The following is a 24,187-nucleotide window of genomic DNA, read 5'->3' as shown; positions in this document are numbered from 1 at the left end:
GGCCGCCGCTCGCCCTCACCGGGCGGGCGGCGGTCTCACATATCCGGCCAGTGGATGCCGCTGCCGCCCCTCGACGCCGCCCGCCGTTCACCCGGCGGTAACCGGGCGTTGCGGCGTCGGACGCACCCGGCTCCTACTGTTGCCGCAGGTTTCGGATGGCAGGGACAGGTTGAGGAACATGAGCGAGGCAGCACGCATCGTCGAGGTGGCTGGGGTCACCAAGAGATTCGCGGAGACGACGGCGCTGGACGGCGTGACGATGAGCGTCGCACGGGGTGAGGTCGTCGTGCTCCTCGGCCTGTCCGGGTCGGGCAAATCGACGCTCCTCCGCCACATCGACGGGCTGGAGCGACCGACGAGTGGCGAGGTCAGGGTGCTCGGCCAGTCGGTGCCGCAGCTCGGCGCGCGGCCGTTGCGGGCGCTGCGCAGCCGCATCGGCTTCATCTTCCAGCAGTTCGAGCTGGTCGGGCCGCTGACGGTGCTCGAGAACGTCCTCACCGGGGCGCTCGCCACCCTCCGCGGACCGCGCCTCGGCACGTTCAGCTACCCCGCCGCCCTGCGCCGCAAGGCCATCGCCCACCTCGACCGCGTCGGGCTCTCCGACAAGGCGTACCAGCGCGCGGACACACTCTCCGGCGGCCAGCAGCAGCGCGTCGCCATCGCCCGCGCGCTCATGCAGGACCCGGAGGTGCTGCTCGCCGACGAGCCGGTCGCGTCGCTCGACCCGGAGTCCAGCGAGCAGGTGATGGCCCTCATCCGCGAGATCGCCGCCGACAACGGCCTCACCGTGATCTGCAGCCTGCACCAGGTCGACCTGGCCCTCAGCTGGGGCGACCGCATCGTCGGCCTCCGCCATGGCAAGGTCGTGCTCGACACTCCCACCGCCGGACTCGACAAGGCGCAGGTGATGGAGATCTACGGCAGGGTCGCCGCCACCACCCGCGAGCTGACGGTCATCGACGACGAGCTCGCCGCCGAAGTCGATGCGGCTGAGCTCGACCTCGCCGCCCCGACCGCCGCCCCGCGCGCCTGATGGCCACCGTCCCGCTCGCCGACGCGCGCGCATCCACTGCTGCGCTCCGCCGCCCACGGCCGCCCGCGTCCAGGGTCGCCGCCGTCGTCGTCCTGATCGCGCTGCTCGCCACCGGCATCATCGCGTTCCCCGTCCTCGGCGTCAGCTTCGATACCGTCGTTCGCAGCATCCCGAAGGCCGAGGCCTTCTTCGGCCGGATCGTCCCGCTCCGTCTTCCTGCGCCCGACGTGCTGTGGCCCGCGATCGGCCAGACGCTCGGGATGGTCGTGCTCGGCACCCTGCTCGCCGCGATCATCTCGGTGCCCGTCGCCTACCTCGCCGCCGCCAACACGAGCCCGAACAGGGCGGCGCAGTGGGCCGGTCGGTTCATCACCGTCATGGCCAGGTCCATCCCGGATGTCGTCCTCGCGATGGTCTTCGCCGTGCTGTTCACGCTCGGCACGCTTCCGGGCATCCTGGCCATCGGCATCCACTCGGTCGGCATGATCTCGAAGCTGTTCGCCGACGCCATCGAGCAGATCGACGAAGGGCCGAGGCTCGCCATCCGCGCTGCGGGCGGCAGCAAGGCGCAGGAGTTCTTCTCCGGCATCGTGCCGCAGGTCGCTCCCAGCTGGGTCGCGACCGTCCTGCACCGCAACGACATCAACCTGCGCGGGTCGATCATCCTGGGCTACGTCGGCGTCGCCGGGCTCGGCTACGAGATGTGGAAGGCGCTCGCCACCCTCGACTACCGCACCGCCATGGCGCTCGCGCTCGTCATGTTTGCGCTGTGCGTGCTGATGGAGGTCGTCTCCTCGACCGTCCGGCGCGGGATGCTCGGAGGCGGCGCCGCCCGCAGCCTCGGTGCCCGCCGCGTGAGGAACACGATCACCTGGGTGCTCACCGGCGTGGTGATCGTCGGCGCCCTGCTGATCGCGCAGGTGCACTGGGGCGACTTCCTCACGTTCTGGCGCAACCTGCCGCTGATCAAGTTCTGGCCGCCGACCTTCGAGCCGTACTCGGTGGAGCAGATCGCGGTCGCCATGCGGGACACCGTGCTGATCGCGCTCGCCGCGACCGTGGTGAGTCTGCTGTTCTCGCTCGTGGTCGGCTCGCTCGCCGCGAGGAACGTCGCCCCGAACGCCGCGACGCGCAACATCTTCCGCGTGATCCTCGTCGCCGTTCGCGGCGTCCCGGAGCTGGTGCTCGCGATCGTGCTCATCATCATCACCGGGCTCGGTCCGACCGCTGCCGTGTTCGCTCTGGCGTTCGGCGGCGTCGGCCTGCTCGGCAAGCTGTTCGCCGACTCGATCGAGGAGGTGCCGGGCGGGCCGCAGCGTGCGCTCACCGCGGTCGGCGCCCGCCGCCTGCAGGTGTACACGTCGGCCACCGTTCCTCCGAGCGTTCCCGCGTTCGTCGGCCACAGCTTCTACCTGTTCGACAGCAACATCCGTGCGGCGACCGTGCTCGGCGTGGTCGGCAGCGGGGGGATCGGCTTCTACCTGAACAACGCGGCACGCGTGTCGGCCTGGAACGAGGTCTTCGCGTTCGTGCTGGTGATCATGGCGACCGTCTTCATCGTGGAGGGGATCGCGGTCTGGATGAGGAAGGCGCTGCGATGAGCGGCGCCTCGGGCAGGAAGGGCACTGGGATGGGCAGACACTACGACCTCGCCATCGTCGGCGGCGGCATCGTCGGACTCGGGCACGCGGTCGCCGCGTTGCGGCGCGGCCTCACGGTCGCTGTCGTCGACAGGGCGTCGAGCGTCGTCGGGGCGTCCGTCCGCAACTTCGGGCACCTCTGCATCACCGGGCAGGAAGGCGAGGCGCGCGCGTACGCCGAGCTGGCGAGGGAGCTCTGGCTGACGCTCGCCCCCGAGGCGGGATTCTGGCTGCGGGAGAGCGGGACCGTCGTGGTCGCGCAGGCGCAGGACGAGCTGGCCGTGCTCGACGAGTTCCGGCAGAGGAGGGGCGGCTCCGACGTGCGGCTGCTCACGCCGGCGGAGGTGCGTGAGCGCATCCCGGTCGCGGACGGTGTGGCGATCGGTGGGGCGTGGCTGCCGCGCGACCTGCAGGTGGATCCGCGCGAGGCCGCCCCGGCGATCGTGCGCTGGCTGGATGCGCACGGCGTGGACTTCTTCTGGCAGACCGCCGTGCTCGGCGTGCAGACCGGGGCCGTGCACACCACGCGCGGCACGCTGTCCGCCGACGCGGTCGTCGTCGCCGTCAATCACGACGTCGACCACCTCTTCCCCGGCCTCGCCGAGGCGCACGGCATCCAACGCTGCGGACTCGACATGATGCTGGTGGATGCGGAACTCGACCGGCCGCTCAGCGCACCGCTGCTGACGGGCTGGTCCCTGGTGCGGTACGCCGGATTCGCGCACACGCCGAGCGCAGCGGCGTTGCGCGAGCGGCTGGCGGAGGAGCATCCCGAGCTGTCGGCACTCGATCTGAACCAGATGTACACGCAGCGGCCGGATGGCGGGCTGATCGTCGGCGACACGCACTACCGAGGGGCCGATGTCCCTCCGTTCCAGTCGGAGGCGGCGTACGACCTGCTGCTCGAACAGGCGCGGCTGCTGTTCGGCACCGACCGCATCCGGGTCAGGGAGCGGTGGCAGGGCGTCTACGCCTCCGCACCGGACGAGTTCCTCGTCGCCGCGCCGGCCCCCGAAGTGCGCGTGGTCTCGGTGACCACCGGCATCGGGATGACGACCGGCCTCGGCCTCGCGGAGCGTGTGGTCGACGAGCTGTTCTCGTCGGCGTCCGGCGTTCTCGCCACCGCGGGCGCAGCCGGCGCACCCGGCGCAGCGCGCGTGGGCTGAGACCCCACCTCCACCCGTTTCGCGAGTTTCACCTGAACCACCACAGAAGGGCACCGACCATGAGCACTGATGACGGAATCATCACCAGCGAGTTCGACGACTTCGGCCGCGCATCCACCGGGACGGCGGTCGACGAGCACGCCGCCGACGACGCGACGGACGAGGACTGGGAGGACGACGAGGAGTTCAGTGACGACGACCTCGACGACGCCGACGACCTCGACGCAGACCTCGAACTCGTCGTGCTCGACATGGCGGGCACCACCGTCGTCGACGACGGCCTGGTCGAGCGCGCCTTCGAGCGCGCAGCCGACGCGGCGGGCATCGGCAGCACGCCGGAGGAGCGCGAGCAGGCGCTCGACTACGTGCGCGAGACGATGGGCCAGTCCAAGATCGCCGTGTTCCGCGCCCTCACCGACGACGAAGACCAGGCGCAGCACGCCAACGCCCTGTTCGAGTCCGCGTACGGCGAGCTCGCGGCGAGCGAAGGGTTGCGCGCCGTGCCTGGTGCGGAAGACCTCATCCGGCACCTGCGGCAGCTGGGCGTGAAGGTCGCGCTGACCACCGGCTTCTCCCGCCCGACCCAGGATGCCGTGCTGGATGCGCTCGGCTGGCGCGACCTCGCAGACCTCACCCTGAGCCCGGCGGAGGCCGGTCGTGGCCGTCCGTTCCCCGACCTTCCGCTGACGGCGCTGCTGCGCACGGGCGGAACGAGCGTGGAGGGCATGGTCGTGGTCGGAGACACGGCGAGCGACATCGCATCCGGGATCGCCGCAGGGGCCGGCCTCGTGGTCGGCGTGCTCACCGGCGCCCACGACGAGGAGACACTGACCGAAGCGGGGGCCGACGCGGTCATCCCGAGCATCGCCGACCTCGCCGAGCTGCTCGGCCTCGACGACACCGCCGGACGATGACCGTGCGGGCGGTGACCCCGCGCGTGGTGGAACCACCAGCGCGCTTGGGGAAAGGGGTCAGCGTCTATCCGTCGGCGACGGCGATGGTGTGGCCGGGGGAAGGTCATCTGCACGAGGCGGTGGCTGTGCCGGGGGTGCGGCTGTCGCCGGGGGACGCTCTGGTCGAGATCGAGCTGGCGACGGTGTGCGGCTCGGACGTGCACACGGTCCTCGGGCACCGGTCGGCGCCGACGCCGCTCATCCTCGGGCACGAGCAGGTGGGCAGGGTGGTCGCGCTCGGCCGCGGCGGAGCGAAGACGATCGACGGTCACCGGGTGAGCCTCGGCGAGAGGATCGTCTGGTCGGTCGCGGTGCCGTGCGGACGGTGCAGCAGGTGCCGTCGCGGCCTGCCGCAGAAGTGCGCGAACCTGCAGAAGTACGGTCACGAGCGCATGCGCAGGGGCTGGGAGCTGTCCGGCGGTTTCGCCACGCACGGCCACATCCTCGACGGCACCGCGATGGTCGCCGTCCCCGAGGACGTGCCCGCCGAGGTGCTGGCGCCGGCTTCGTGCGCCACCGCGACGGTCGCGGCTGCGCTGGAGGCCGCATCCGGGATCACGCCGCTGGAGGGCGCGCTCGTGCTCGTCGCCGGGGCGGGCATGCTCGGCCTCACGGCGACCGCGATGGCCTCCGACGCCGGCGCGCACGTCGTGGTCAGCGACCCGATCGCCGAACGCCGGGATGCTGCGCTCGCGTTCGGCGCGGCGGCCGTCACCGACCCCCGGGTCGCCATCGACGCTCCCGGCGGACTCAATGCCGCTCTCGCCGCAGCGGGCGGCCGCGGTGCTGCGCCGACGATCGCGCTGGAACTCTCCGGCGCACCGGCGGCCGTGCGCTCGCTGTTCCACGCCGTGGACGTCGGCGGCGTGCTCGTGCTGGTCGGCTCGGTCTCCCCCGGCCCAGACCTCGCCATCGACCCCGAGCAGCTGGTCCGTCGCCTGCTCACCATCCGCGGCGTCCACAACTACGCCCCGCGCCACTTGGCGGAGGCCGTGCGATACCTCGCCGGCGCGTGGCAGCGCTACCCGTTCGCGGCGCAGGTCGGCGAGACCTTCCGGCTGGCCGACGTGGATGCGGCGCTCGCCGCGGCGGGACAGCACCCGCGGGTGGGGCTCCGGCCGTAGAGACGACGACACAAAGGGGGGTAGCTTCGACGGTCGCGGGTCCGAAAACTGGTGTCAGGTATGTTTGCCTGACCGAAAGGACGCCTCCGATGACCCGAATCGCGCCATGACGGCAGCCGCATACCTGACCGGCTTCGGGAGTTACCTCCCCGGAGAGCCGGTCGACAACGACGGGATCGCGGCCAGGCTCGGCGGCGAAGACCCGGTCACCGAGCGCATCCGGCGTCGAGTGCTGGCTGCGAACGGCATCCGGAAGCGGCACTACGCGCTCGACGAGCACGGCGAGCCGACGGAGCTCAACGAAGAGCTCGCCGTCAAGGCGCTGCAGGCTGCCCTGGACGACCGCGGGATCCCGGCCTCCGACCTTCGGATGCTCGCGACGGCGACCACGATGGGCGACGTACTCGTGCCCGGCTTCGCGTCGATGGTGCACGGCAGGCTCGGCGGAGGTCCCATGCAGGTGCTGTCCGCCTCCGGCGTGTGCGCGTCGAGCCTGGCCGCCCTGGACGCCGCAGCCAGCAAGATCCGGCTGGGCGACCATCCACGGGCCGCCGTCGTCGGTTCCGAGCTGCCCAGTCGGAGCCTCCGGCAGCGCCGGTTCGACGGCAAGCGTGCTGGGCTCGACTCGCACTTCCTGCGCTGGATGCTCTCCGACGGCGCCGGCGCGGTGGTGCTGGAGTTCCAGCCGCACCCGAGCAGGCCGTCGCTGCGACTCGACTGGGTGCGGCAGGTGTCGCTCGCCCACGAGCATCCGGTGTGCATGCGGGCGGGGATGGACGGCACGGAGGCGAGCGTCGGGAGCACCTGGCAGGACGTCAGCGTCGCCGAGGCGGATGCGGCGGGGATGTTCCTGCTGCGGCAGGACGTGAGCGTGCTCGACGAGCTGGCAGAGGCCGGGCTGAAGCAGTTCGAGGAGCTGGTCGACATCGGCCTGGTGGACGTGAAGCACCTCGACCACGTGATCTGCCACTACAGCACCAACGCGTTCAGAGACCTCGCCTTCGACTCCCTGCGCCGCCGCCTGCCCACCCTGGACACCGGCCGCTGGTTCTCCAACCTGGAGACCCGCGGCAACACCGGCTCCGCCAGCATCTTCATCGCGCTGGAGGAGGCGTGGAGCACCGGACGGTTCGCCGTCGGGGACACCGTGCTTCTCGCCGTGCCGGAGTCCGGCCGGTTCTCTTTCGCCTTCGCCCACCTCACCGTCGTGGGGCCGGGAGCCCCGCAGAACACCAGCGCGCAGAACACCACCAAGGAGCAGTGACATGACGACAGCCACAGCCACGCCAGACGCGACCGCCGTCGCCGAATCCCTCTTCACCCGCCTGACCGAGGTGTGGGCCGACCTGGAGGAGCGGCTGGACCGGGTCCCCATCCTGAGCAGGCTCGCCGAGGGCACGGTCACCATCGACGACTACAGCAGGCTGCTCTTCAACCTCCGGCAGCAGGTGGTCGACGGGTCGCCGTGGATCTCCCGTGCGGCGTCCAGCTTCGACGTCGACCATTTCACCCTGCGGTCGGCGGCGATCCGCCACGCCGAGGAGGAGCATCGCGACTACCTCATGCTGGAACGCGACTACGTGGCGATCGGCGGCTCGCTGGATGAGCTGCGCGCCGGCAGGAAGAACCTCGGCTCCGAGGCGCTGTCCGGCTACATGTTCCACTACGCCGACCGCCCGAACCCGGTGGGCCTGCTCGGTGCGATGTTCATCATCGAGGGGCTCGGCGCGAAGCGGGCGGCCGGCTGGGCTGCGCGGTTCCAGGAGGTGCTCGGACTCGCAGACAACCAGGTGCACTTCATGCGCTACCACCAGGATGCGGACGCCGAGCACACCGGGGCGCTGGAGGCGATCCTGACCTCCGGCATCATCGACGACGCCGCGGCCGACGACATCGTGCGCTGCGCGCAGGTGGTCGCCAGGCTGTACGTGCTGCAGCTCGAGGAACTGGATCAGTGACATGCCGCAGGTAGGGCTGTCCGACCCGAGCATGTGGGATGCGATCTCCGCCGACCCGTCCATCCCGCTCGACCGCGCGCTGGTGCGGAAGATCCTGGACGACCAGCGGCGGCTGTCCCGGCGCTGGTTGTACCCGGTCGCCCGGGTGCTATCCCGGGTGATCGTCGCCCTGGTCTCGATCGTCAAGCGGGTGCTGCCGTTCCGCTGGATGTCGCTCGGCACGATGGATGTGCTCTGCGTCTGGTTCCTGCGCCGGTTCGTCCATCCGGATGCGGTGGAGCTGCTGATCCGGCACTTCGTGGTCGAGACGAACCTCGTGAACTTCCTCATCCGCAACACCCCCGCCGCGATGGAGCCGGTCACCTTGCGGCCCGTGACGCTCGCAGGGCTGGGCGACCACGCCGTGGTCGAGCACGACGTGAACGTCTACGACGTGTTCATCGCGCTGGACGGCGTTCCGGTCACCCGGCGCGAACCCCTCGACCTGCAGCAGCTGGACATCCCTTCCATCGACCCGGAGCGCGGCCGCCCCCGGCTGCTCAGGCTGGACATCCAGACCGCCCTCTGCTTCATGAACATCCCGTTCTCGATGGCGCTCACGCTGGAGGAGTACCGCAGGGCGATCCACTCCATCCGGTTCGACGACTCGCTCCTCGAACTGCTCGCGGTGGTCTGCGGCGACGACACGTTCCGGCACTGGAAGACCGGCGCGCTGAGCCTGCGCATGGACTCCAACGTGGATGTGCCGCAGGCCGTCTACCTGCACGCCCTCGTCTGCGAGTACGCCCACGCCCGCCTGATGGAGCTCGCCTGACGGATCAGACCCGGCTGGGCAGCCGCTTCACGATGTACGGCGCGACCAAGCCGTGCAGGATGATGCTCGAGACCACCGTCAGCACCGCGACATCCCAGACGTCGTCTCCGGCGCCGGTGGGCAGCTTGTTGAACGCCAGCAGGCCGAAGACGATGGATGCGGCTCCGCGCGGCCCGACGAGCCCCACGATCGTGCGGTCCCGCCACGAGATGGATGAGCCGAGCGTGGCCAGGTAGACCGGCACGGCGCGGAACACGGTGAGCGCGAGCAGGGCGACCAGCAGGAGCATCCAGTCCACGCCTCTGACGATCATGTCGGTGGTCATGGCGCCGAGGACGAACCAGACGAAGTTGGTCGCGAGGACGCCGACCTCCTCCACCAGCACGAGTTCGTCGTGCGCGATCGACAGTTGCTCCGTCTTGCGTGTGCGGGTGAAGCGGAACATCACCCCGGCGACGAAGGCGGCGACGAAACCGTTGGCGCCGACGCCGTGGATCGTCGCGATCCCGTAGGTGAAGAGCGGGGTGATCAGCATGACGATGCGCACGCCGGTCGGGTTGGCGAAGCCACGGCCGGACGCCCACCGGGTGAGCAGGCCGATCGCGCCGCCGAGCAGCACGCCGACGAGGATGGCGACGATGGTCGCCGGCACGGCGCCGAAGAACGCGTTGACGAAGTCCTCGACGTTCTTCTCCAGCTCGGTCTCGGTGCTGTGCGACGGCTCCGTGCCGCTGTCCGCGACCTTGATCAGCGTCGGCAGCACCACCGCGATGGCCAGCGACATACCGAAGATCGGGGAGATGAGGCCGTCGTTGTACCCGCTCTCCACGTTGAGGATCTGCCGCACTCTGGCCGGGATCCTCGGAGAGCGGAGCAGCGCCGTCGCCGGCGCGAAGTCGGTCGGCATCACGACGCAGGCGATGACGATGAGCACGAACAGGTTCACGCCGGGCAGCAGCCAGAGCCCGCTGACGACCACGAGCGCGAGCGACAGCGGGAGCGCAATCAGCACCAGCCGCGCGATCATCTTGCCCTCGCCGCCGAAGACGCCGCCCTTCACCTCGCAGGCATCGACGAACAGCAGCACAGCCAGGATCAGCTCCACCACGTGCTCGGCCACATCGCTGTCGACGGCTTCGACGAACGCCGGGATGTCGATGAGCACGACCAGCGAACCGATCAGGGCCAGCGCCAGCGGCCCGGCGATCCCGCTGCGCTCGAACCGATGCGCGACCAGCGACCACAGCACGATCGCGGCGAACCCCACGAGGATGATGGACGGCATCCGGGACCCTTCGCTCCGACTCTCCGCCCCGCGGCGCGAGGTGGGACAATTCTGCCCTGTCTGCGACCATGAAGGGATGCTCGACACCTTCTTTCGCCTGCTCGGCGCCGTGCCGGAGCCGCCGGACGCCGAGTACCTCTACGGCGACGACGAGCTCGGCCGCATGCGGGAGCGCAACCTCCGCCGCTACCTCGCCGCCGTGCACGGGACCACCGTGCTCCTCCTCGCCGAGGCGCCGGGCTGGCGCGGCATGACGGTCACCGGCGTCCCGTTCGTCTCCGCGCGCGAGGCCGGTGAGGGTGGGCCCGCCGCGCGCGCCGTTCCCGGGCTGGAGCTGCCCGAGCATCCACAGGCCCCGTGGGAGGCGTCGAGCAGGGTGGTCTGGGCGGCGCTCGCCGACTGGCACGGGCCGCTGCCGCTCACCTGGCCGATCTACCCGCACCACCCGTTCGTCGCCGGCGACCCGCGCACCAACCGCACTCCGCGGCCCGCCGAGGTGCGCGACGGAACACCCGTCGCCCTCGAACTGGCCAGGGCGTTCGGCATCCAGACCATCGTCGCTGTCGGCAGGAAGGCGCAGGGCGCGCTCGCAGCGGAGGGGGTGGATGCGCCTGCCGTGCGCCACCCTGCGCAGGGCGGCGCCCGGGCGTTCACCGAGCAGGTGCTGGCACTGAACGCCCGATCCTGAGCGTTCTCACATAAACGCCCGTTTAGGCTTTCCCTCCCGAATACGTGAGGAAGCCCCCGTGTCAGAGACTGCCCCACCCGTCGTCGCCCCCACCCAGGCAGAGCAGCCGTCGCCGCGCCGTCCGAACGCTCCCCAGCGCGGGATCAGTTCGCTGATCTTCGCCAGCCGGTGGCTGCAGGCCCCGCTCTACCTCGGCCTGATCGTCGCGCAGCTGATCTACGTCTACGTCTTCATGGTGGAGCTGTGGCACATCGCCGAGGACGTCATCGCCCACCCGACGCACATCGAGGAAGCGGACATCATGCTCGCCGTCCTCGGGCTGATCGACGTGGTGATGATTGCGAACCTGCTCATCATGGTGATCATCGGCGGCTACGAGACGTTCGTCTCACGCGTGAACGTGGAGGGACACCCCGATCAGCCCGAGTGGCTGTCGCACGTCAACGCCAACGTGCTCAAGGTGAAGCTGGCGATGGCGATCATCGGCATCTCCTCCATCCACCTGCTGAAGACGTTCATCGCCGTCGCCGATATCGGAGCAGCCAACGGCGGCGTCCTCGGCAGCGAGAAGTACACCAGCGAGGGCGTCTTCTGGCAGGTGGTCATCCACTGCGTCTTCATCCTGTCGGCCGTGGCGCTGGCCTGGATCGACAAGCTGTCGAAGACGAAGTGACCGGCGTCAGCCGAACGACACGGCCGTCCACGACACGGGCGGCAGCACGACCGTGAGGCGGCCGTCCTCGATCGCCGCGGACGTGTTCGGCGTGAGGCCGACGCGCGTCTGGTTCTCGAGGGTGTTCTTCGCGTAGACGTCGTCGTCGGCCAGCGTGACCGCTTCGTCGATCCGGGATGCGCCGAGGTCGCGCACGTCGATGGTGACGGTTCGGGATGCGGTCTGGTCGCGGTTCACGAGGAACACCGCGCCGGTCGCGGTCTCGTCGTCGAACGTGGCGACGGCATCCACCACCGCTGCATCGCCGTGGACGGCGGTGGCGTAGGTCGGGGAGTCGATGACCGGGCGCAGCACCGTGCCGCGCGCCAGCCTGCTGGTGACGGAGAACGGGAAGAACGTGGTCTGGCGCCAGGCGTCCCCGCCCGGCTCGGTCATGATCGGGGCGATCACGTTGACCAGCTGGGCGAGGGAGGCGGAGGTCACCCTGTCGCTGTTCTTGAGGAGCGTGATCAGCAGGTTGCCGAGCACGACCGCGTCCGCGACCGAGTAGACGTCTTCGAGCTGGCGGGGGGCGACGCGCCACTCGTCGTTGATCTCGTCGGAGGCCTGGTGCTCGTCGAGGTACCAGATGTTCCACTCGTCGAACGAGATGTTGATCTTCTTCGTGCTCTTCTTGCGGTATCCGACGTGGTCGGCGGTCGCGACGACCGTGTCGATGAAGTACTGCATGTCCACCGACGAGGCGAGGAACGATCCGAGGTCGCCGCCGCGCTCCTGGTAGTAGGCGTGCGCGGAGATGTAGTCGACGTGGTCGTACGCGTGCTCCAGGACGACGCGCTCCCACTCGCCGAAGGTGGGCATCCCGGAGCCGGAGGAGCCGCAGGCGACGAGTTCGAGGTCTTTGTCCGCCATCTTCATCGCGGCGGCGGTCCTGGCGGCGAGCTTGCCGTAGTCGTCGGCCGTGAGGTAGCCGGTCTGCCACTGGCCGTCCATCTCGTTGCCGAGGCACCACATCCGGATGTTGTGCGGTTCGGGCGTTCCGTTCGCGATGCGCTGGTCGCTGAGCGCCGTGCCGGACGGGTGGTTGGCGTATTCGAGCAGGTCGAGCGCCGACTCGATGCCGCGGGTGCCGAGGTTGACGGCGAGCATCAGCTCGGAGTTCGTCAGCTTCAGCCAGCGGGAGAACTCGTCGAGTCCCACCTGGTTGGTCTCCAGCGAGTGCCAGGCGAGGTCGCGGCGCACCGGGCGGCTCTCGCGTGGGCCGACGGAGTCCTCCCAGCGGAAGCCGGAGACGAAGTTGCCTCCTGGATAGCGGACGGTGCTGGTGCCGAGCTCCTTGACGAGGTCGACCACATCCCGCCGGAAACCGTCGGCGTCGGCGGTCGGGTGGCCGGGCTCGTACAGGCCGTCGTACACGCACCGGCCGAGGTGTTCGACGAAGGCGCCGAAGGTACGGCGGCGCACGGGGCCGACCGTGTTCGCGCGGTCGAGGATGATCGTGGAGTCAGACATTCGTTGGCTTCCTTCGTCGTAGTACAACGTTTACCTATAACGTTGTAGGAAGACTATCCGACATTCCGGGGCGCCCTGTCAACCCCGGTTCGGAGACGCGCGGTCAGCGAGCGGTCGACTCGCGGGCGACCAGCCGGAACGGCGCCTCGTGCTCCTGGAACGGAGTGGTGTCGCCGCCAATCCGCGCCAGCAGCAGGCGCACGGCCGTCTCCGCGATGTCGTCACGGCCGGGCTCGATCGACGACAGGGTCGGGATGGAGTACCTCGTCTCGTCGAGGTCGTCGAAGCCGATCACCGCCACGTCGTCCGGGATGCGGAACCCGCGGTCCTCGATGGCGCGCATCGCGCCGAATGCCAGCGAGTCGTTGAAGGCCACGACGCCGTCCACGTCGATGCCGGTTTCGAGGAACGTCCGCATGGCGCGCGCGCCGTCGACTCTGCGCCACTCCCCGGCTTCGAGCACCAGCTCGTCGCGGTACTCCACCCCGGCGGCCTCCAGCGCCTCCCGGTACCCGGCCAGCCGCAGCCCGGCCGAACCCACGACCTCACCGGGATGCGCGCCCAGCGCGACGATCCGGCGACGCCCGAGCGACAGCAGGTGCTCCGTGGCCGCCCGGGAGGCCACGATGTTCATCATCGTGACGTGGTCGGCGGGACCGTGGAAGATCCGCTCGCCCAGCAGCACGATCGGGGTCGGCACGTCGACGAGGGCGGCGTCCTCCTGGCCGAGGCCGGCGACGCTGAACAGGATGCCGTCCGCCATCCGCATCTGCGGGCCGCGCAGGATCGCGAGCTCCCTGTCGCGGTCGCCCCCGCTCTGCTGGATGAACACCGCGACGTCGTGCGTGGCGGCTTCGCGCATCACGGAGTCGGCGAGCTCCGCGAAGTACGGGTTCTTGAGGTCGGGGATCACGAGGCTGATCACGCCCGTACGTCCGGAGCGCAGGCCGCGCGCCGACAGGTTGGGCTGGTAGCCGAGCTCGGCGATGGCGGCGTCGACCGCCGCCCGCGTTGCGTCGCTGATGTACGCGTAGCCGTTGATCACGTTCGACACGGTCTTGATGGACACGCCGGCCGCCGCAGCCACCTCGCGGAGCGTCACGGCCACAGTCGAATCCTTCCCGAGCCACCCCGGAGCGGTCCCCTGGAATGCTACAACGGCGCGGGCGCGGAGGGCTGGCGGCAGAGGCGGCGGGGAGCGCGATCAGTGGATGCGTGCCGGATCGGCCGCCAGGCCGCTCGCGTCCAGCTCCTCCCAGAGCGCATCCGGAATGGTCGCCGCGTACCGGTCCGCCGTGCTCCGCACGTGGGACGCGGTGCGCATCCCGGTCACCACGGAGACGACGGCCGGGTGCCGCAGCGGATACTGGACGGCCGCCTCCGGCAGGCTCACGCCGTGCCGCGCGCACACCTCCGCCAGCGCCTCTGCGCGTTCGACGACGGCCGCCGGGGCCGTTCCGTAGTCGAAGTGCGCGGCCCTGTCGACGGTCGGGCTGCTCAGCAGGCCGGAGTTGTAGACCGCCGCAGCGACCACGGACACCCCGCGGCGCAGCGCCGCGGGAAGGAGGTCGGTCAGCGCCGACTGGTCGAGGAGGGTGAACCTGCCGGCGACCATCACCACATCCACGTCGGTCTGCTCGACGAACGCGGTGAGCATGGCCGACTGGTTCATCCCGGCCCCAATGGCGCGCACGACGCCCTGGTCGCGGAGTTCGACGAGCGCCCCGATGCCGGTGGCCGACGCCTCCGGCCAGTGGTCGTCCGGGTCGTGCAGGTACGCGATGTCGAGGTAGTCCGTTCCGAGGCGTTCAAGGGACGACTCGACCGAGCGGAGGATGCCGTCCCTGCTGAAGTCCCACACGCGCCTGCGGTCGGCGGGCACGACGAACCCGTCGTCGTCGAGCCGGTCGGCGGTCTCCGGGCTGTCGACGAGCAGCCTGCCCACCTTCGACGAGAGCACGAGCTCGTCGCGCCGCGCGTCGTTCGCACGCAGAGCGGCACCGAGCCGCCGCTCCGACAGCCCGAGCCCGTAGTGCGGGGCCGTGTCGAAGTACCGGATGCCGGCGCCGAGCGCTGTGGCCACCGCGCTCGCGGTCTCCTCGTCCGTGGTCTCGCGGAAGAGGTTGCCGAACTGGGCGGCGCCGAGGCCGAGTTCCGTCACCGCTGCTCCCGTGCGGAGGGTGCGTGCCGGGATGCTCGTTCGTGGGTTCATCGCTTCTCCATGACCGTGATGATAACTCAGCATACGTATTATGTTTGCCGATATTCTGATCTAAGCTGTGGTCGCCGCATCCCGCCAGGGGTCGAAGCGGCGCGACGAGGCGTGAACGCAGAGAAGAGGAGCAGTCGGCGATGTTGGCGGCAGAGTACACAGGGGCACGAACGATCACGGTCGAGGAGCGCGAGCCGGCGGCTCTGCGCGACGGGGAGGTCAGGATCGCCGTCGCGTACGTCGGCATCTGCGGCACCGACCTGCACGTCTACCACGGCGACATGGATGCGCGGGTGACCGCCCCGGCGACCATCGGCCACGAGATGTCCGGCACCATCGCCGAGCTCGGCCCGGGCGTCGACGGCTGGGCGGTCGGCGACCTGGTCACCGTGATGCCTCTCGACTGGGACGGCACCTGCCCGGCCTGCCTCGCCGGAAACCATCACATCTGCCAGAACCTCGACTTCATCGGCATCGACAGCCCCGGAGCGCTCCAGCAGTACTGGAACGTGCCGGCCCGCACCCTCGTCCGGCTCCCGGATGGCGTGTCGCTGCGGGATGCCGCGCTCGTCGAGCCGGTCGCCGTGGCCGTGCACGATGTCCGCCGATCCGGCGCGGGTGCTGGGGACAAGGTCGTCGTGATCGGCGCAGGACCCATCGGCGTGCTCATCGCGACGGTGGCCACCGCATCCGGGGCCGAGGTGGTGATCGCGGAGATCGACGCGAACCGCAGGGCGGCCGCCGAGGACATGGGGCTGCGCACCATCGACCCGTCCGGGGTCGACCAGGTGGCGTGGGTGAACGAGTGGACCGGGGATGCGGGCGCCGACGTGGTGTTCGAGGTCTCCGGCGCCGCGGCCGCCGTGCTCGGCGCGACGGGGCTGGCGAAGGTCCGCGGCACTGTGGTCGTGGTCGCGATCCACTCGCAGCCGAGGCCGCTCGACCTGCACCGCGTCTTCTGGCGCGAGCTCACCATCCTGGGGGCGCGGGTGTACGAGCGGCAGGACTTCGAGCGCGCGGTCGAGCTGGTGGCCGGTGGCACCATTCCGGCCGGGAAGCTCATCACGCGCGTGGTCGCGCTGACCGAGGTCGCGGCGGCGTTCGAAGCGCTCGAGGCCGGCCAGGCCATGAAGCTGCTCGTGGAGGTCGGAGCATGAACCCGTTCGATCTGACCGGCAGGCTCGCCGTCGTCACGGGCGCGAAACGCGGGATCGGGTTCGCGATGGCCGAGGCGCTCGCCGCGGCCGGAGCGGACATCGTCGGCGTCTCGGCGACGCTCGATCCGGAGGCGTCGGCGATCGCCGACCGGGTGCGCGGGATGGGTCGCTCCTTCACCGGGCACAGGGTCGACTTCGCGGACAGGGCGCAGGTCACGGCGTTCGCCGACGGACTGGTCGCCGGGGATCGCACCGTGGACATCCTGGTCAACAACGCGGGCGTCATCCGCCGCGCGCCCGCCGCCGAGCATCCGATGGAGTGGTTCGACGAGGTGCTGGAGGTGGACCTGACGAGCGGCTTCCTGCTCAGCCAGGTGCTCGGGCGCCGGATGCTCGATGCCGGCCGGGGGCGCGTCATCTTCACCGCGTCGCTGCTCTCGTTCCAGGGCGGCATCAACGTGCCGGGCTATGCGGCGGCGAAGTCCGGTGTCGCCGGTCTCGTGCGTGCGCTCTCCAACGAGTGGGCGGGGAGGGGTGTGACCGTCAACGGCATCGCGCCCGGCTACATCGCGACGGACAACACCCAGGCGCTGCAGGACGACGAGCAGCGGTCGCGGTCGATCATCGAGCGCATCCCCGCCGGTCGCTGGGGTGCTGCGGAGGACGTGGCGGGGGCCGCCGTGTTCCTCGCCTCCGACGCCGCGGCGTACGTCACGGGCGCCATCCTGCCCGTCGATGGGGGCTGGCTCGGCCGGTAGGCGATTGCCTCTTGGCAAACATCATACGTATGCTCTATGCTCGCACTACGCCTCCTCGGCGTCGTCAACGAAGTCGACAAGACAAGGACATCTCATGGTCGGAATCCACACTGTGGTGCGTTCGAGCCGAAGGCCCGCGCTGACGGTGGCAGCGATCGGAGCCGCAGCGGCACTGATCGCCCTCACCGGTTGCAGCACCGGCGGAAGCACCACGAACGGTTCATACGGCTTTCCCGAAGCCAAGCAGGACACCTCCTCGACGATCACCGTCTGGGTGGACGCGGACCGCCAGTCCGCTGCGAAGGCCTTCGAGAAGGCCAATCCCGAAACGAAGATCAAGGTCGTCACGTACGACGGATCGGCGAACGGCTCCAACTCGTTCCGCACGAAGATGCAACTCTTCGACAGGGCGGGCAGCGGCTGGCCGGACGTCGTCTTCTCCAGCCAGAACAGCGACGCATCCTGGGCCAGCCAGAAGTCGGGAGGCAAACAGGCCTTCGCGGCTGTGCTCGACAAGGGGCTCGTTCCCAGCGACACGCTGAGCAAGTTCACCGGAGGGGCCCTGAACCCCTGCACCGTCGAGGGCAAGGTCTACTGCCTCCGCAACGACCTCGCGCAGGCTGTGCTGTGGTTCGACAAGTCCCTGATGGACCAGTTCGGCTACACGGTCCCCACCACCTGGGAGGAATACCAGGCCCTCGGCGAGAAGGTGGCCAAGGAGCACCCCGGATACATCGTCGGCACCGCGGGCGACGCCTGGACCCCCGAGGTCTTCATGTGGGCGAGCAAGTGCCAGGCGAACGACGTGACCGGTCCCAAAGCCGTCACGGTCAAGACGGACAGCGAGGAGTGCAAGCGGGCGGCATCGATGCTCGACACGCTCCGCGAGAACAAGACCGTCCCCGTCGTGAGCGTCTTCACCCCGGAGTTCGTCAAGAACTACAGCGGCAAGGTCCTGATGATGCCCGGCCCGGCCTGGTACGCGGGCGCCATCTTCAACAACGCGCAGTCGCTGAACGTGCCGGCCGGACAGCTCGGCGTCGCAGAGCCTCCCACCTGGAAGGGTGAGGACAAGGCGGTCACCGGAAACGTCGGAGGCGGCACCTGGTTCATCTCCAGCCACTCGAAGAACCTGAAGGCGGCTGCGAAGTTCGCGGAGTTCGTCACGACGGCGGACGACTACCAGGTCGCCCTCGCCCCCGGATACCCGGCGTTCGCGCCGGCCGCGGAGAAGTGGATCGCCAAGCAGGAGTCGAGCAAGTACTTCGCGACGCCGCTCAAGCCCATCGTGACCGCCGCCTCCCAGGTCTGGGACGGCTGGGGCTACCCGGTCTTCAGCCAGGAAGCCGTCTGGGCGAAGACCATGACCCCGGCCATCACCGGAGGCAAGTCCATCGTCGACCTGCTGCCGACCTGGCAGACGGCCATCGAGAACCAGGCCAAGGTCGACGGATACACGGTGAACTGACATGACACTCGCTCCCCCGAGCGACCAGCTGACCGTCGGCGCCTCCGGGCGCCGGCGGTCAGCCCGGCCAGGCGGCCGGGCACCTGGGCGCACCCCGATCGGCTACGTCTTCATCTCGCTCTACGCACTGCTCACGATCGCCTTCGGCGTCCTCCCGGCGCTCTATGCGGTGCTCCTGGCCTTCACCACGGCCGACGGCGGATTCGCCGGGTTCCAGAACTTCGTGACGGTGGTCACCGACTTCCGGTTCTGGCCCGCCGTGCTCCACGTCACGGTCTACCTCGTGATCTGGCTGATCAGCCTCGTGATCTTCGTGGTCGTGCTCGCGCTGATCGTCCACTCGCTCCGCGCGCGCTGGGCCGCGACCTCCCTGCGCTTCATCTACTACCTGCCCGGCGCGCTCGCCGGGGCGTCGAGCGTCCTGCTCTGGCTCTTCGTGCTCGACCCCACCGCCAGCCCGGTCAGCGGCATCCTCCGCTTCCTGGGGCTGAACAGCTTCGTCGAGGTGATCCAGCCGGGAAACCTGCCGGCGATCTTCGCGATCATCGCGTTCTGGACGGGTGCAGGCGGCTGGATCGTCATCATGTACGGCGCGCTGAACAACATCAGCACCGACATCCTCGAGGCGGCCAGGATCGACGGAGCGAACGCGTTCCAGATCGCCCTGCGCATCCAGTTGCCGATGCTCCGCAAGTGGATCGCGTACATGGGCGTCATGTCGCTGGCCGCCGGCACCCAGCTCTTCGTCGAGCCGCAGCTGCTCAGCCAGGCCAGCAACGCGATCGTCCCCAACGACTACTCGCTCAACCAGCTCGCGTACCAATACGCCTTCCAGCAGAACGACTTCAACGGCGCCGCCGCGATCTCGCTCATCCTGCTGGTCGTCGCGCTGCTCCTCTCGTGGGTGTTCGTCACCCGCGGCGGCCTCTTCGAGAAGGAATGACCATGACAGCACTCCCGAGCGAACGCCGCGGACTGGGCTCGGCCCTCCGCGGCTGGAGCGGGCGCTCCATCGCGGCCGTCGTCCTCGCCGTCTTCGTCCTGTTCTTCGCCATCCCGATCGTGTGGCTGCTGTTCGCCGTGACCAAGTCGTCGAAGGCGCTCATCCTGTCCAACCCGTTCGCGCTCGGCTCGTGGTCCGACTTCGTCGCCAACTGGAACCAGCTGTTCGCCTTCCAGGGCGGCGCGGTGACGACGTGGATCGGCAACTCGGCCATGTACTCGATCGGCGCCCTGGTCATCACCCTCATCGTCAGCGTCCCGGCCGGTTACGCGCTCGCGCTCACCGAGTTCCGGCTGCGCAAGGCGATGCTCGTGCTGACCCTGGTGGTCATGCTCATCCCGAGCACCGCGCTCGTGCTCCCGATCTTCCTCGAACTCAACGCGGTCGGCCTGATCGGCAGCCCGCTGTCGGTGATCCTGCCGATGTCGTTCTTCCCGTTCGGGGTCTACCTCACGTACATCTACTTCTCCACGAGCATCCCGAGGGATCTGCTCGCCGCCGCCCGCATCGACGGATGCTCGGAGCTGCAGGTGTTCACCAGGGTGGCTCTGCCGCTGGCGGCGCCGATCGTCGCGCTGGTCGCGTTCTTCAGCTTCGTGCAGAACTGGAACAACTTCTTCCTGCCGTTCGTGATGCTTCCGTCGAGCGACGGATACCCCGTGCAGGTCGGGCTCACCTCGCTGCTCTCGGCCACCCCGGCCTTCAACCCGAGCTCGGCCGGCTCGGACTCGGTGCAGCTGCCGACCCTGGCGCTCGCGACCATCGTGTCCATCCTGCCCGTCCTGATCGTCTTCCTCTTCTCCCAGCGATTCCTCGTCTCTGGCATGACGGCGGGAGGAACCAAGGAATGACCGCGCCAGAAATCAAGGAGTACCACCGATGAAGATCACCGGATATCGCAGCCTCTCCACCGTCCACGACTGGGGGAGGGTCACCGGCGACGTCAACGGCGTGCAGAGCGGGAACACCACACCCGTCCCCGTCCTCATCATCGAAACGGACGCCGGTATCGAGGGCGTCGGCCTCGGGGCGCACAGCGACATCGCGCGCGTGTTCCCCGCCGTGGAGGGAGAGGACCCTCGCTCGGTGGTCGCCCTCTACGACCGGATGCTCGACTGGGTGTTCAAAGCCGGTCACTCGGGCTCGACCTTCGGCACGATCGGCGCCATCGACATGGCCCTCTGGGACCTCAAGGCGAAAGCGGCGGACGAACCGCTCTGGCGGATGCTCGGCGCGCGCGAGCGATTCGTGCCCGGCTACGCCTCCGGCCTGGAGTACGGCCTGTCCGACGAGGAGGTCGCCGCTCTCTACGAGCAGTTCGCCGACCGCGGCTTCAAGGCAGGCAAGCTCAAGGGCGGCCGTGACCTCGACCGCGACCTGCCCCGCCTGGAGATCCTGCGGGACACGCTCAGCCGCAACTCCCGCAGGCCGGCCATCATGTTCGACGTGAACGAGTCGTGGAACCACGCGCAGGCCGCGCGGTTCCTGTCGGCGATCGAGGAGCGGATGGACCTCACCTGGGTGGAGGAGCCGCTGCGGCGCTGGGACGCGGCCGGGATGGCGGCGCTCCGCGGCAAGGTCCGCGCGGCGATCGCCAGCGGGGAGAACCTCACCGGGCTGGAACAGTACCGGCCGCTGCTCGACGCGAACGCCGTCGACATCGTGCAGGTGGGCAACGTGTGGGGCATTACCCACCTGCTCCGCGTCGCGACGCTGGCGCACGGACGGGACCTGCCGGTGAGCCCTGTCGCGTACAACGCGAACCCGGCCGCGCACGCCGCCGCGGCCATCCCGAACCTGCTGACGCACGAGGTGCAGGATCTGCACTTCCCGGTCGGCCTGGACGTCGATCAGGAGTTCGACGACGGCGGGATCGTGCTGGGCGACCGGCCGGGCATCGGGATCATCGTCGACGAGGCGTTGCTGACGTCCTCCGTTCCGAGCCCTGTCCTCTCGTCGGCGTCCGGTCCGCACATCCGGCCCGAACGCGCGGCGCTGCGGCTCGTCGCCGAGCCGGACGTGATCGACGTGCCGGTGAACCCGCTGAGGCCGGTCTCGTGAGCGCCACGCCGGAGCGCAGGGCGCTCGTGGTCGGGGTCCGGCCGGAGAAGCGCGAGGAGTATCTCGAACTGCACCGCGCCGTCTGGCCGGGCGTCGAGGCGAAGATGACGGAGTGCGGCATCCGCAACTACAGCATCTTCCTCTTCGGAGACACGCTCTTCGCGTACTACGAGTACGTCGGAGACGACCACGACGCCGATATGGAGCGCATCGCCGCCGATCCCGTCTTGCAGGAGTGGTGGACGCACACCGACCCGTGCCAGGTGAGGATCGCGGAGGAGCGCGCCGAGGGCGCGCTGTGGCAGCCCATCGACGAGATCTGGCACCTCGCGTGAGCGGTCGCATCGACGCGCACGTGCACCTGTGGGACCGCACGACCGACCCGCAGGACTGGATCGACCCGCAGACGATGCAGGCCATCGACCGCGACTTCGGTGCGGACGAGCTGACCGCCATGCTCGCGAGCACGGGGGTGCGGAGCGCGATCGTCGTGCAGGCGAGCAACAGCCTGGACGAGAGCGTCCGGCTTGCACGGCTCGCCTCGCCCGTCATCGCGGGACTCGTCGCCTGGGTGGACCTGGCGGGCGACATTCGGGGGCAGCTCGACCGCATCCGGATGGGCGGTGCAACCCCAGTAGTCGGGATCAGGCACCTCGCGCACATCGACCCGGACCCGGAGTGGCTGTCGCGCGAGGAGGTCGGCCGGGGGATGGCGGCCCTCGAAGCCGAGCGGCTGAGCTTCGACCTCGTGGTGCGCGACTGGCAGCTGGGCCAGGCGGCCCGGCTGGCCGACCGCCACGACGGGATGCGGTTCGTGCTCGATCACCTCGGCGGCCCTCCTGCTCCGGGAGGCGACCTCGGCGAGTGGGCGGCCGGGCTGCGCGAACTGGCCCGGCGTCCGAACGTGACGGCGAAGCTGTCCGGGCTCAGCTCCGGGCTCGCGGCAGGATCCTGGACGGCGCGCGACCTCGCTCCGGTGGTCGACGTCGCGCTCGACGCCTTCGGCCCTTCCCGGCTGATGTACGGCTCCGACTGGCCGCTCGCCGAGCTCGGCGGGGGAGCCCCGGCGTGGATCGCCGCGGTGGAGACACTGCTCGACGGTCTCTCCGCCGCAGAGCGCGACCGCGTGTTCGGTGGGACGGCGCGGGAGGCCTACTCGCTCGCCTGAGCGCGCTGCGCCTTCTGGCCCGGCTGCCCTTTGCCCGGCTGCCCCTTCTGGCTCGCCCTGCTGCGCGGTGCGTGGTCGGGAAGGCGGCGGCGCTCCCACGAGATGTGGATGTGGTCGTGCATCGCCTTCTGCGCTCCCTGGACGTCTTTGCGCTCGATCGCCTCGACGATGGCCGCGTGCTCATCCAGGGTCAGCGCCACAGCATCCGGGGGGTTGATGCCCTGGTAGCGGCTGGACTCGACGGCGCGCTTGTAGAGGTGCTTGGCGATGTTCTCCGCCAGCCGGTTCCCCGAGATCTCCATCAGCGCGTAGTGGAAGACCACGTCGGCCTGACGGAACGAGTCCGTCTCGGACTCGCTCTCGCGCATCGCCGTGAGCGCGTTGTTCAGCCGGCGCAGCTCCTCGGAGGTGTGCGTCTCCGCGACGGCGCCGGCCATCGCGGATTCCAGGCTCGCCCGCACCACGGTCAGCTCGTCCAGCACGCCGACGCTCTCGTCGTTGTCGATCAGCGCGGACAGCACCACGGGATCCAGCATGTTCCAGTACCCGGGAGCGAGCACCTGCGTGCCCCGCCCCTGGGAGACGATCACGAGGCCCTTCTCCTCCAGCCGCTTGACCGACTCGCGCAGCACCGTGCGGCTCACGCCGAAGTGCTCGCTGAGCGGTCCCTCGGGCGGCAGGAGGTCGCCCTCGTTGAGCTGTCCGGTGACGATCAGCTCGACCAGCTCGGCGACCACGGCCACGCCGAGCCGGGCGGCGGGGAGCCGCTGCGGGATGAGGCGGGCCGCCGAATGTGAGTCAAGCGCCATACGTATGACCTTAGCCCGCCTGTTCGGCCGGCGGGGGTTGACATTGCCTTAGTCCACGCCGTATATTCCTCAAGGAATAATCAGCCAGGAATACCAAGGATCCCACCACACATGCCCCCCACCACCACGCTCACGCCGCTCGGCGTCGCAGCCCTCGCGCTGCTCGTCGAGCGACCGATGCATCCGTACGAGATGTACCAGACCCTGGTGCAGCGCTCGGAGGAACGCGTGGTCAAGGTGCGGCCCGGGTCGCTGTATCACACCGTCGACCGGCTCGCCGGGCAGGGGCTGGTGCGTGCGATCGGAACAGAGCGCGAAGGCAACAGGCCGGAGCGCACCACGTATGAGATCACCGAGAGCGGCTATCTCGTGCTCACCGAACGGGTCGCGGAAATCCTCGCGACACCCATCAACGAATACCCGGAGTTCCCGCTCGCCCTGGGCGAGTCGCACAACCTTCCCGTCGAGTCCGTCATCCAGCTCCTACGCAACAGGGTCGCGCTCATCCGCGCCGACCTGGCGGCGATGGATGCGGGGATCGCCGACCTGGAGGCCAAGCGGCTGCCGCGCAAGTACTGGATCAACGTGCAGTACAGCAGGGCCATCAGCGAGGTCGAAGCGACCTGGCTGGAATCCCTCATCGACGACCTCGTATCGGGCGAACTGTCCTGGTCCGAGGAGAAGCATCACTGACAGGAACACTTT

General features: G+C 69.6%; 24 protein-coding genes. 19 read left to right on the top strand and 5 right to left on the bottom strand.

What is annotated here, in order from left to right:
- Positions 1-178 precede the first annotated feature (178 nt).
- The 8 genes from phnC to HF024_RS17355 all read left to right on the top strand — a co-directional run bounded on the left by phnC (position 179) and on the right by HF024_RS17355 (position 8,688).
- Positions 179-1,033 carry a phosphonate ABC transporter ATP-binding protein gene (gene phnC, locus HF024_RS17390; RefSeq protein WP_168690420.1) on the top strand — a complete coding sequence of 285 codons (855 nt, stop codon included), beginning with the start codon at positions 179-181 and terminating at the stop codon, positions 1,031-1,033.
- Complete coding sequence (gene phnE, locus HF024_RS17385) at positions 1,033-2,634, top strand: phosphonate ABC transporter, permease protein PhnE (protein WP_085370867.1); 1,602 nt, start codon at positions 1,033-1,035, stop codon at positions 2,632-2,634. Before phnC ends, phnE begins: the two co-directional genes overlap by 1 nt.
- Positions 2,631-3,839, top strand: coding sequence for a TIGR03364 family FAD-dependent oxidoreductase (locus HF024_RS17380; RefSeq protein WP_247597180.1), 1,209 nt, complete (start codon positions 2,631-2,633; stop codon positions 3,837-3,839). The genes phnE and HF024_RS17380 overlap by 4 nt, the downstream gene beginning before the upstream one ends.
- Before the next feature lie 59 nt (positions 3,840-3,898).
- Positions 3,899-4,753: a phosphonatase-like hydrolase gene (locus HF024_RS17375; protein WP_168690419.1), complete on the top strand. Its 855-nt coding sequence runs from the start codon at positions 3,899-3,901 to the stop codon at positions 4,751-4,753.
- Between the two features lie 11 nt (positions 4,754-4,764).
- Positions 4,765-5,916 carry an alcohol dehydrogenase catalytic domain-containing protein gene (locus HF024_RS17370; protein ID WP_247597179.1) on the top strand — a complete coding sequence of 384 codons (1,152 nt, stop codon included), beginning with the start codon at positions 4,765-4,767 and terminating at the stop codon, positions 5,914-5,916.
- A gap of 106 nt (positions 5,917-6,022) precedes the next feature.
- Positions 6,023-7,180 carry a 3-oxoacyl-[acyl-carrier-protein] synthase III C-terminal domain-containing protein gene (locus tag HF024_RS17365; RefSeq protein WP_168690417.1) on the top strand — a complete coding sequence of 386 codons (1,158 nt, stop codon included), beginning with the start codon at positions 6,023-6,025 and terminating at the stop codon, positions 7,178-7,180.
- A 1-nt stretch (position 7,181) separates the two neighbouring features.
- Positions 7,182-7,874, top strand: a complete 693-nt coding sequence (locus HF024_RS17360) for an iron-containing redox enzyme family protein (RefSeq protein ID WP_168690416.1) — start codon at positions 7,182-7,184, stop codon at positions 7,872-7,874.
- Position 7,875: 1 nt separating this feature from the next.
- Positions 7,876-8,688: a hypothetical protein gene (locus HF024_RS17355; protein WP_168690415.1), complete on the top strand. Its 813-nt coding sequence runs from the start codon at positions 7,876-7,878 to the stop codon at positions 8,686-8,688.
- A gap of 4 nt (positions 8,689-8,692) precedes the next feature.
- Here HF024_RS17355 and HF024_RS17350 read toward each other — a convergent pair whose 3' ends face one another.
- Positions 8,693-9,973, bottom strand: coding sequence for a cation:proton antiporter (locus HF024_RS17350; protein ID WP_168690414.1), 1,281 nt, complete (start codon positions 9,971-9,973; stop codon positions 8,693-8,695).
- A 76-nt stretch (positions 9,974-10,049) separates the two neighbouring features.
- Here HF024_RS17350 and HF024_RS17345 point away from each other — a divergent pair, with 76 nt between their 5' ends.
- Together HF024_RS17345 and HF024_RS17340 are read left to right on the top strand one after the other, a co-directional pair.
- Positions 10,050-10,661 carry a uracil-DNA glycosylase gene (locus tag HF024_RS17345; RefSeq protein ID WP_168690413.1) on the top strand — a complete coding sequence of 204 codons (612 nt, stop codon included), beginning with the start codon at positions 10,050-10,052 and terminating at the stop codon, positions 10,659-10,661.
- A gap of 58 nt (positions 10,662-10,719) precedes the next feature.
- Positions 10,720-11,334, top strand: coding sequence for a TIGR00645 family protein (locus HF024_RS17340; protein ID WP_168690412.1), 615 nt, complete (start codon positions 10,720-10,722; stop codon positions 11,332-11,334).
- A gap of 6 nt (positions 11,335-11,340) precedes the next feature.
- Here the strand turns inward: HF024_RS17340 and HF024_RS17335 are convergent, their stop codons facing one another.
- The 3 genes from HF024_RS17335 to HF024_RS17325 form a co-directional block, all read right to left on the bottom strand.
- Positions 11,341-12,846 carry an alpha-N-arabinofuranosidase gene (locus HF024_RS17335; RefSeq protein WP_168690411.1) on the bottom strand — a complete coding sequence of 502 codons (1,506 nt, stop codon included), beginning with the start codon at positions 12,844-12,846 and terminating at the stop codon, positions 11,341-11,343.
- 103 nt (positions 12,847-12,949) lie between these two features.
- Positions 12,950-13,954 (bottom strand): LacI family DNA-binding transcriptional regulator, encoded by a 1,005-nt coding sequence (locus HF024_RS17330; RefSeq protein WP_168690410.1) that lies wholly within the window; start codon positions 13,952-13,954, stop codon positions 12,950-12,952.
- A 96-nt stretch (positions 13,955-14,050) separates the two neighbouring features.
- A complete protein-coding gene (locus tag HF024_RS17325) occupies positions 14,051-15,058 on the bottom strand; it encodes an aldo/keto reductase (RefSeq protein WP_168690409.1) in 1,008 nt (335 codons plus the stop codon).
- A 140-nt stretch (positions 15,059-15,198) separates the two neighbouring features.
- On the opposite strand from HF024_RS17325, the gene HF024_RS17320 reads away from it, so the two are divergent.
- The 8 genes from HF024_RS17320 to HF024_RS17285 all read left to right on the top strand — a co-directional run bounded on the left by HF024_RS17320 (position 15,199) and on the right by HF024_RS17285 (position 22,673).
- Positions 15,199-16,215: an alcohol dehydrogenase catalytic domain-containing protein gene (locus tag HF024_RS17320; RefSeq protein ID WP_168690408.1), complete on the top strand. Its 1,017-nt coding sequence runs from the start codon at positions 15,199-15,201 to the stop codon at positions 16,213-16,215.
- Positions 16,212-16,973 carry an SDR family oxidoreductase gene (locus HF024_RS17315; protein WP_085370882.1) on the top strand — a complete coding sequence of 254 codons (762 nt, stop codon included), beginning with the start codon at positions 16,212-16,214 and terminating at the stop codon, positions 16,971-16,973. Before HF024_RS17320 ends, HF024_RS17315 begins: the two co-directional genes overlap by 4 nt.
- Positions 16,974-17,118: 145 nt before the next feature.
- Complete coding sequence (locus HF024_RS17310; protein ID WP_247597178.1) at positions 17,119-18,441, top strand: extracellular solute-binding protein; 1,323 nt, start codon at positions 17,119-17,121, stop codon at positions 18,439-18,441.
- Position 18,442: 1 nt separating this feature from the next.
- Positions 18,443-19,384 carry a sugar ABC transporter permease gene (locus HF024_RS17305; protein ID WP_085370884.1) on the top strand — a complete coding sequence of 314 codons (942 nt, stop codon included), beginning with the start codon at positions 18,443-18,445 and terminating at the stop codon, positions 19,382-19,384.
- A gap of 2 nt (positions 19,385-19,386) precedes the next feature.
- Complete coding sequence (locus tag HF024_RS17300; protein ID WP_247597177.1) at positions 19,387-20,295, top strand: carbohydrate ABC transporter permease; 909 nt, start codon at positions 19,387-19,389, stop codon at positions 20,293-20,295.
- Positions 20,296-20,323: 28 nt separating this feature from the next.
- On the top strand, positions 20,324-21,505 hold the full coding sequence (locus HF024_RS17295) for a mandelate racemase/muconate lactonizing enzyme family protein (RefSeq protein WP_168690406.1): 1,182 nt from the start codon (positions 20,324-20,326) through the stop codon (positions 21,503-21,505).
- Positions 21,502-21,840 (top strand): L-rhamnose mutarotase, encoded by a 339-nt coding sequence (locus HF024_RS17290; protein WP_168690405.1) that lies wholly within the window; start codon positions 21,502-21,504, stop codon positions 21,838-21,840. The genes HF024_RS17295 and HF024_RS17290 overlap by 4 nt, the downstream gene beginning before the upstream one ends.
- Entirely contained in the window at positions 21,837-22,673 is an 837-nt protein-coding gene (locus HF024_RS17285) for an amidohydrolase family protein (RefSeq protein ID WP_247597176.1), read from the top strand. Before HF024_RS17290 ends, HF024_RS17285 begins: the two co-directional genes overlap by 4 nt.
- Here HF024_RS17285 and HF024_RS17280 read toward each other — a convergent pair.
- On the bottom strand, positions 22,658-23,482 hold the full coding sequence (locus HF024_RS17280; protein WP_247597175.1) for a FadR/GntR family transcriptional regulator: 825 nt from the start codon (positions 23,480-23,482) through the stop codon (positions 22,658-22,660). The genes HF024_RS17285 and HF024_RS17280 overlap by 16 nt on opposite strands.
- A 111-nt stretch (positions 23,483-23,593) precedes the next feature.
- On the opposite strand from HF024_RS17280, the gene HF024_RS17275 reads away from it, so the two are divergent.
- Positions 23,594-24,175 (top strand): PadR family transcriptional regulator, encoded by a 582-nt coding sequence (locus HF024_RS17275; protein ID WP_168690404.1) that lies wholly within the window; start codon positions 23,594-23,596, stop codon positions 24,173-24,175.
- The last annotated feature ends 12 nt before the right edge of the window (positions 24,176-24,187 follow it).

The sequence above is a fragment of the Leifsonia sp. PS1209 genome, from assembly GCF_012317045.1.
Taxonomy (GTDB): domain Bacteria; phylum Actinomycetota; class Actinomycetes; order Actinomycetales; family Microbacteriaceae; genus Leifsonia.
Note: the sequence above shows the minus strand (reverse complement) of the source record. Positions and strands in the feature narration are given on the sequence as shown.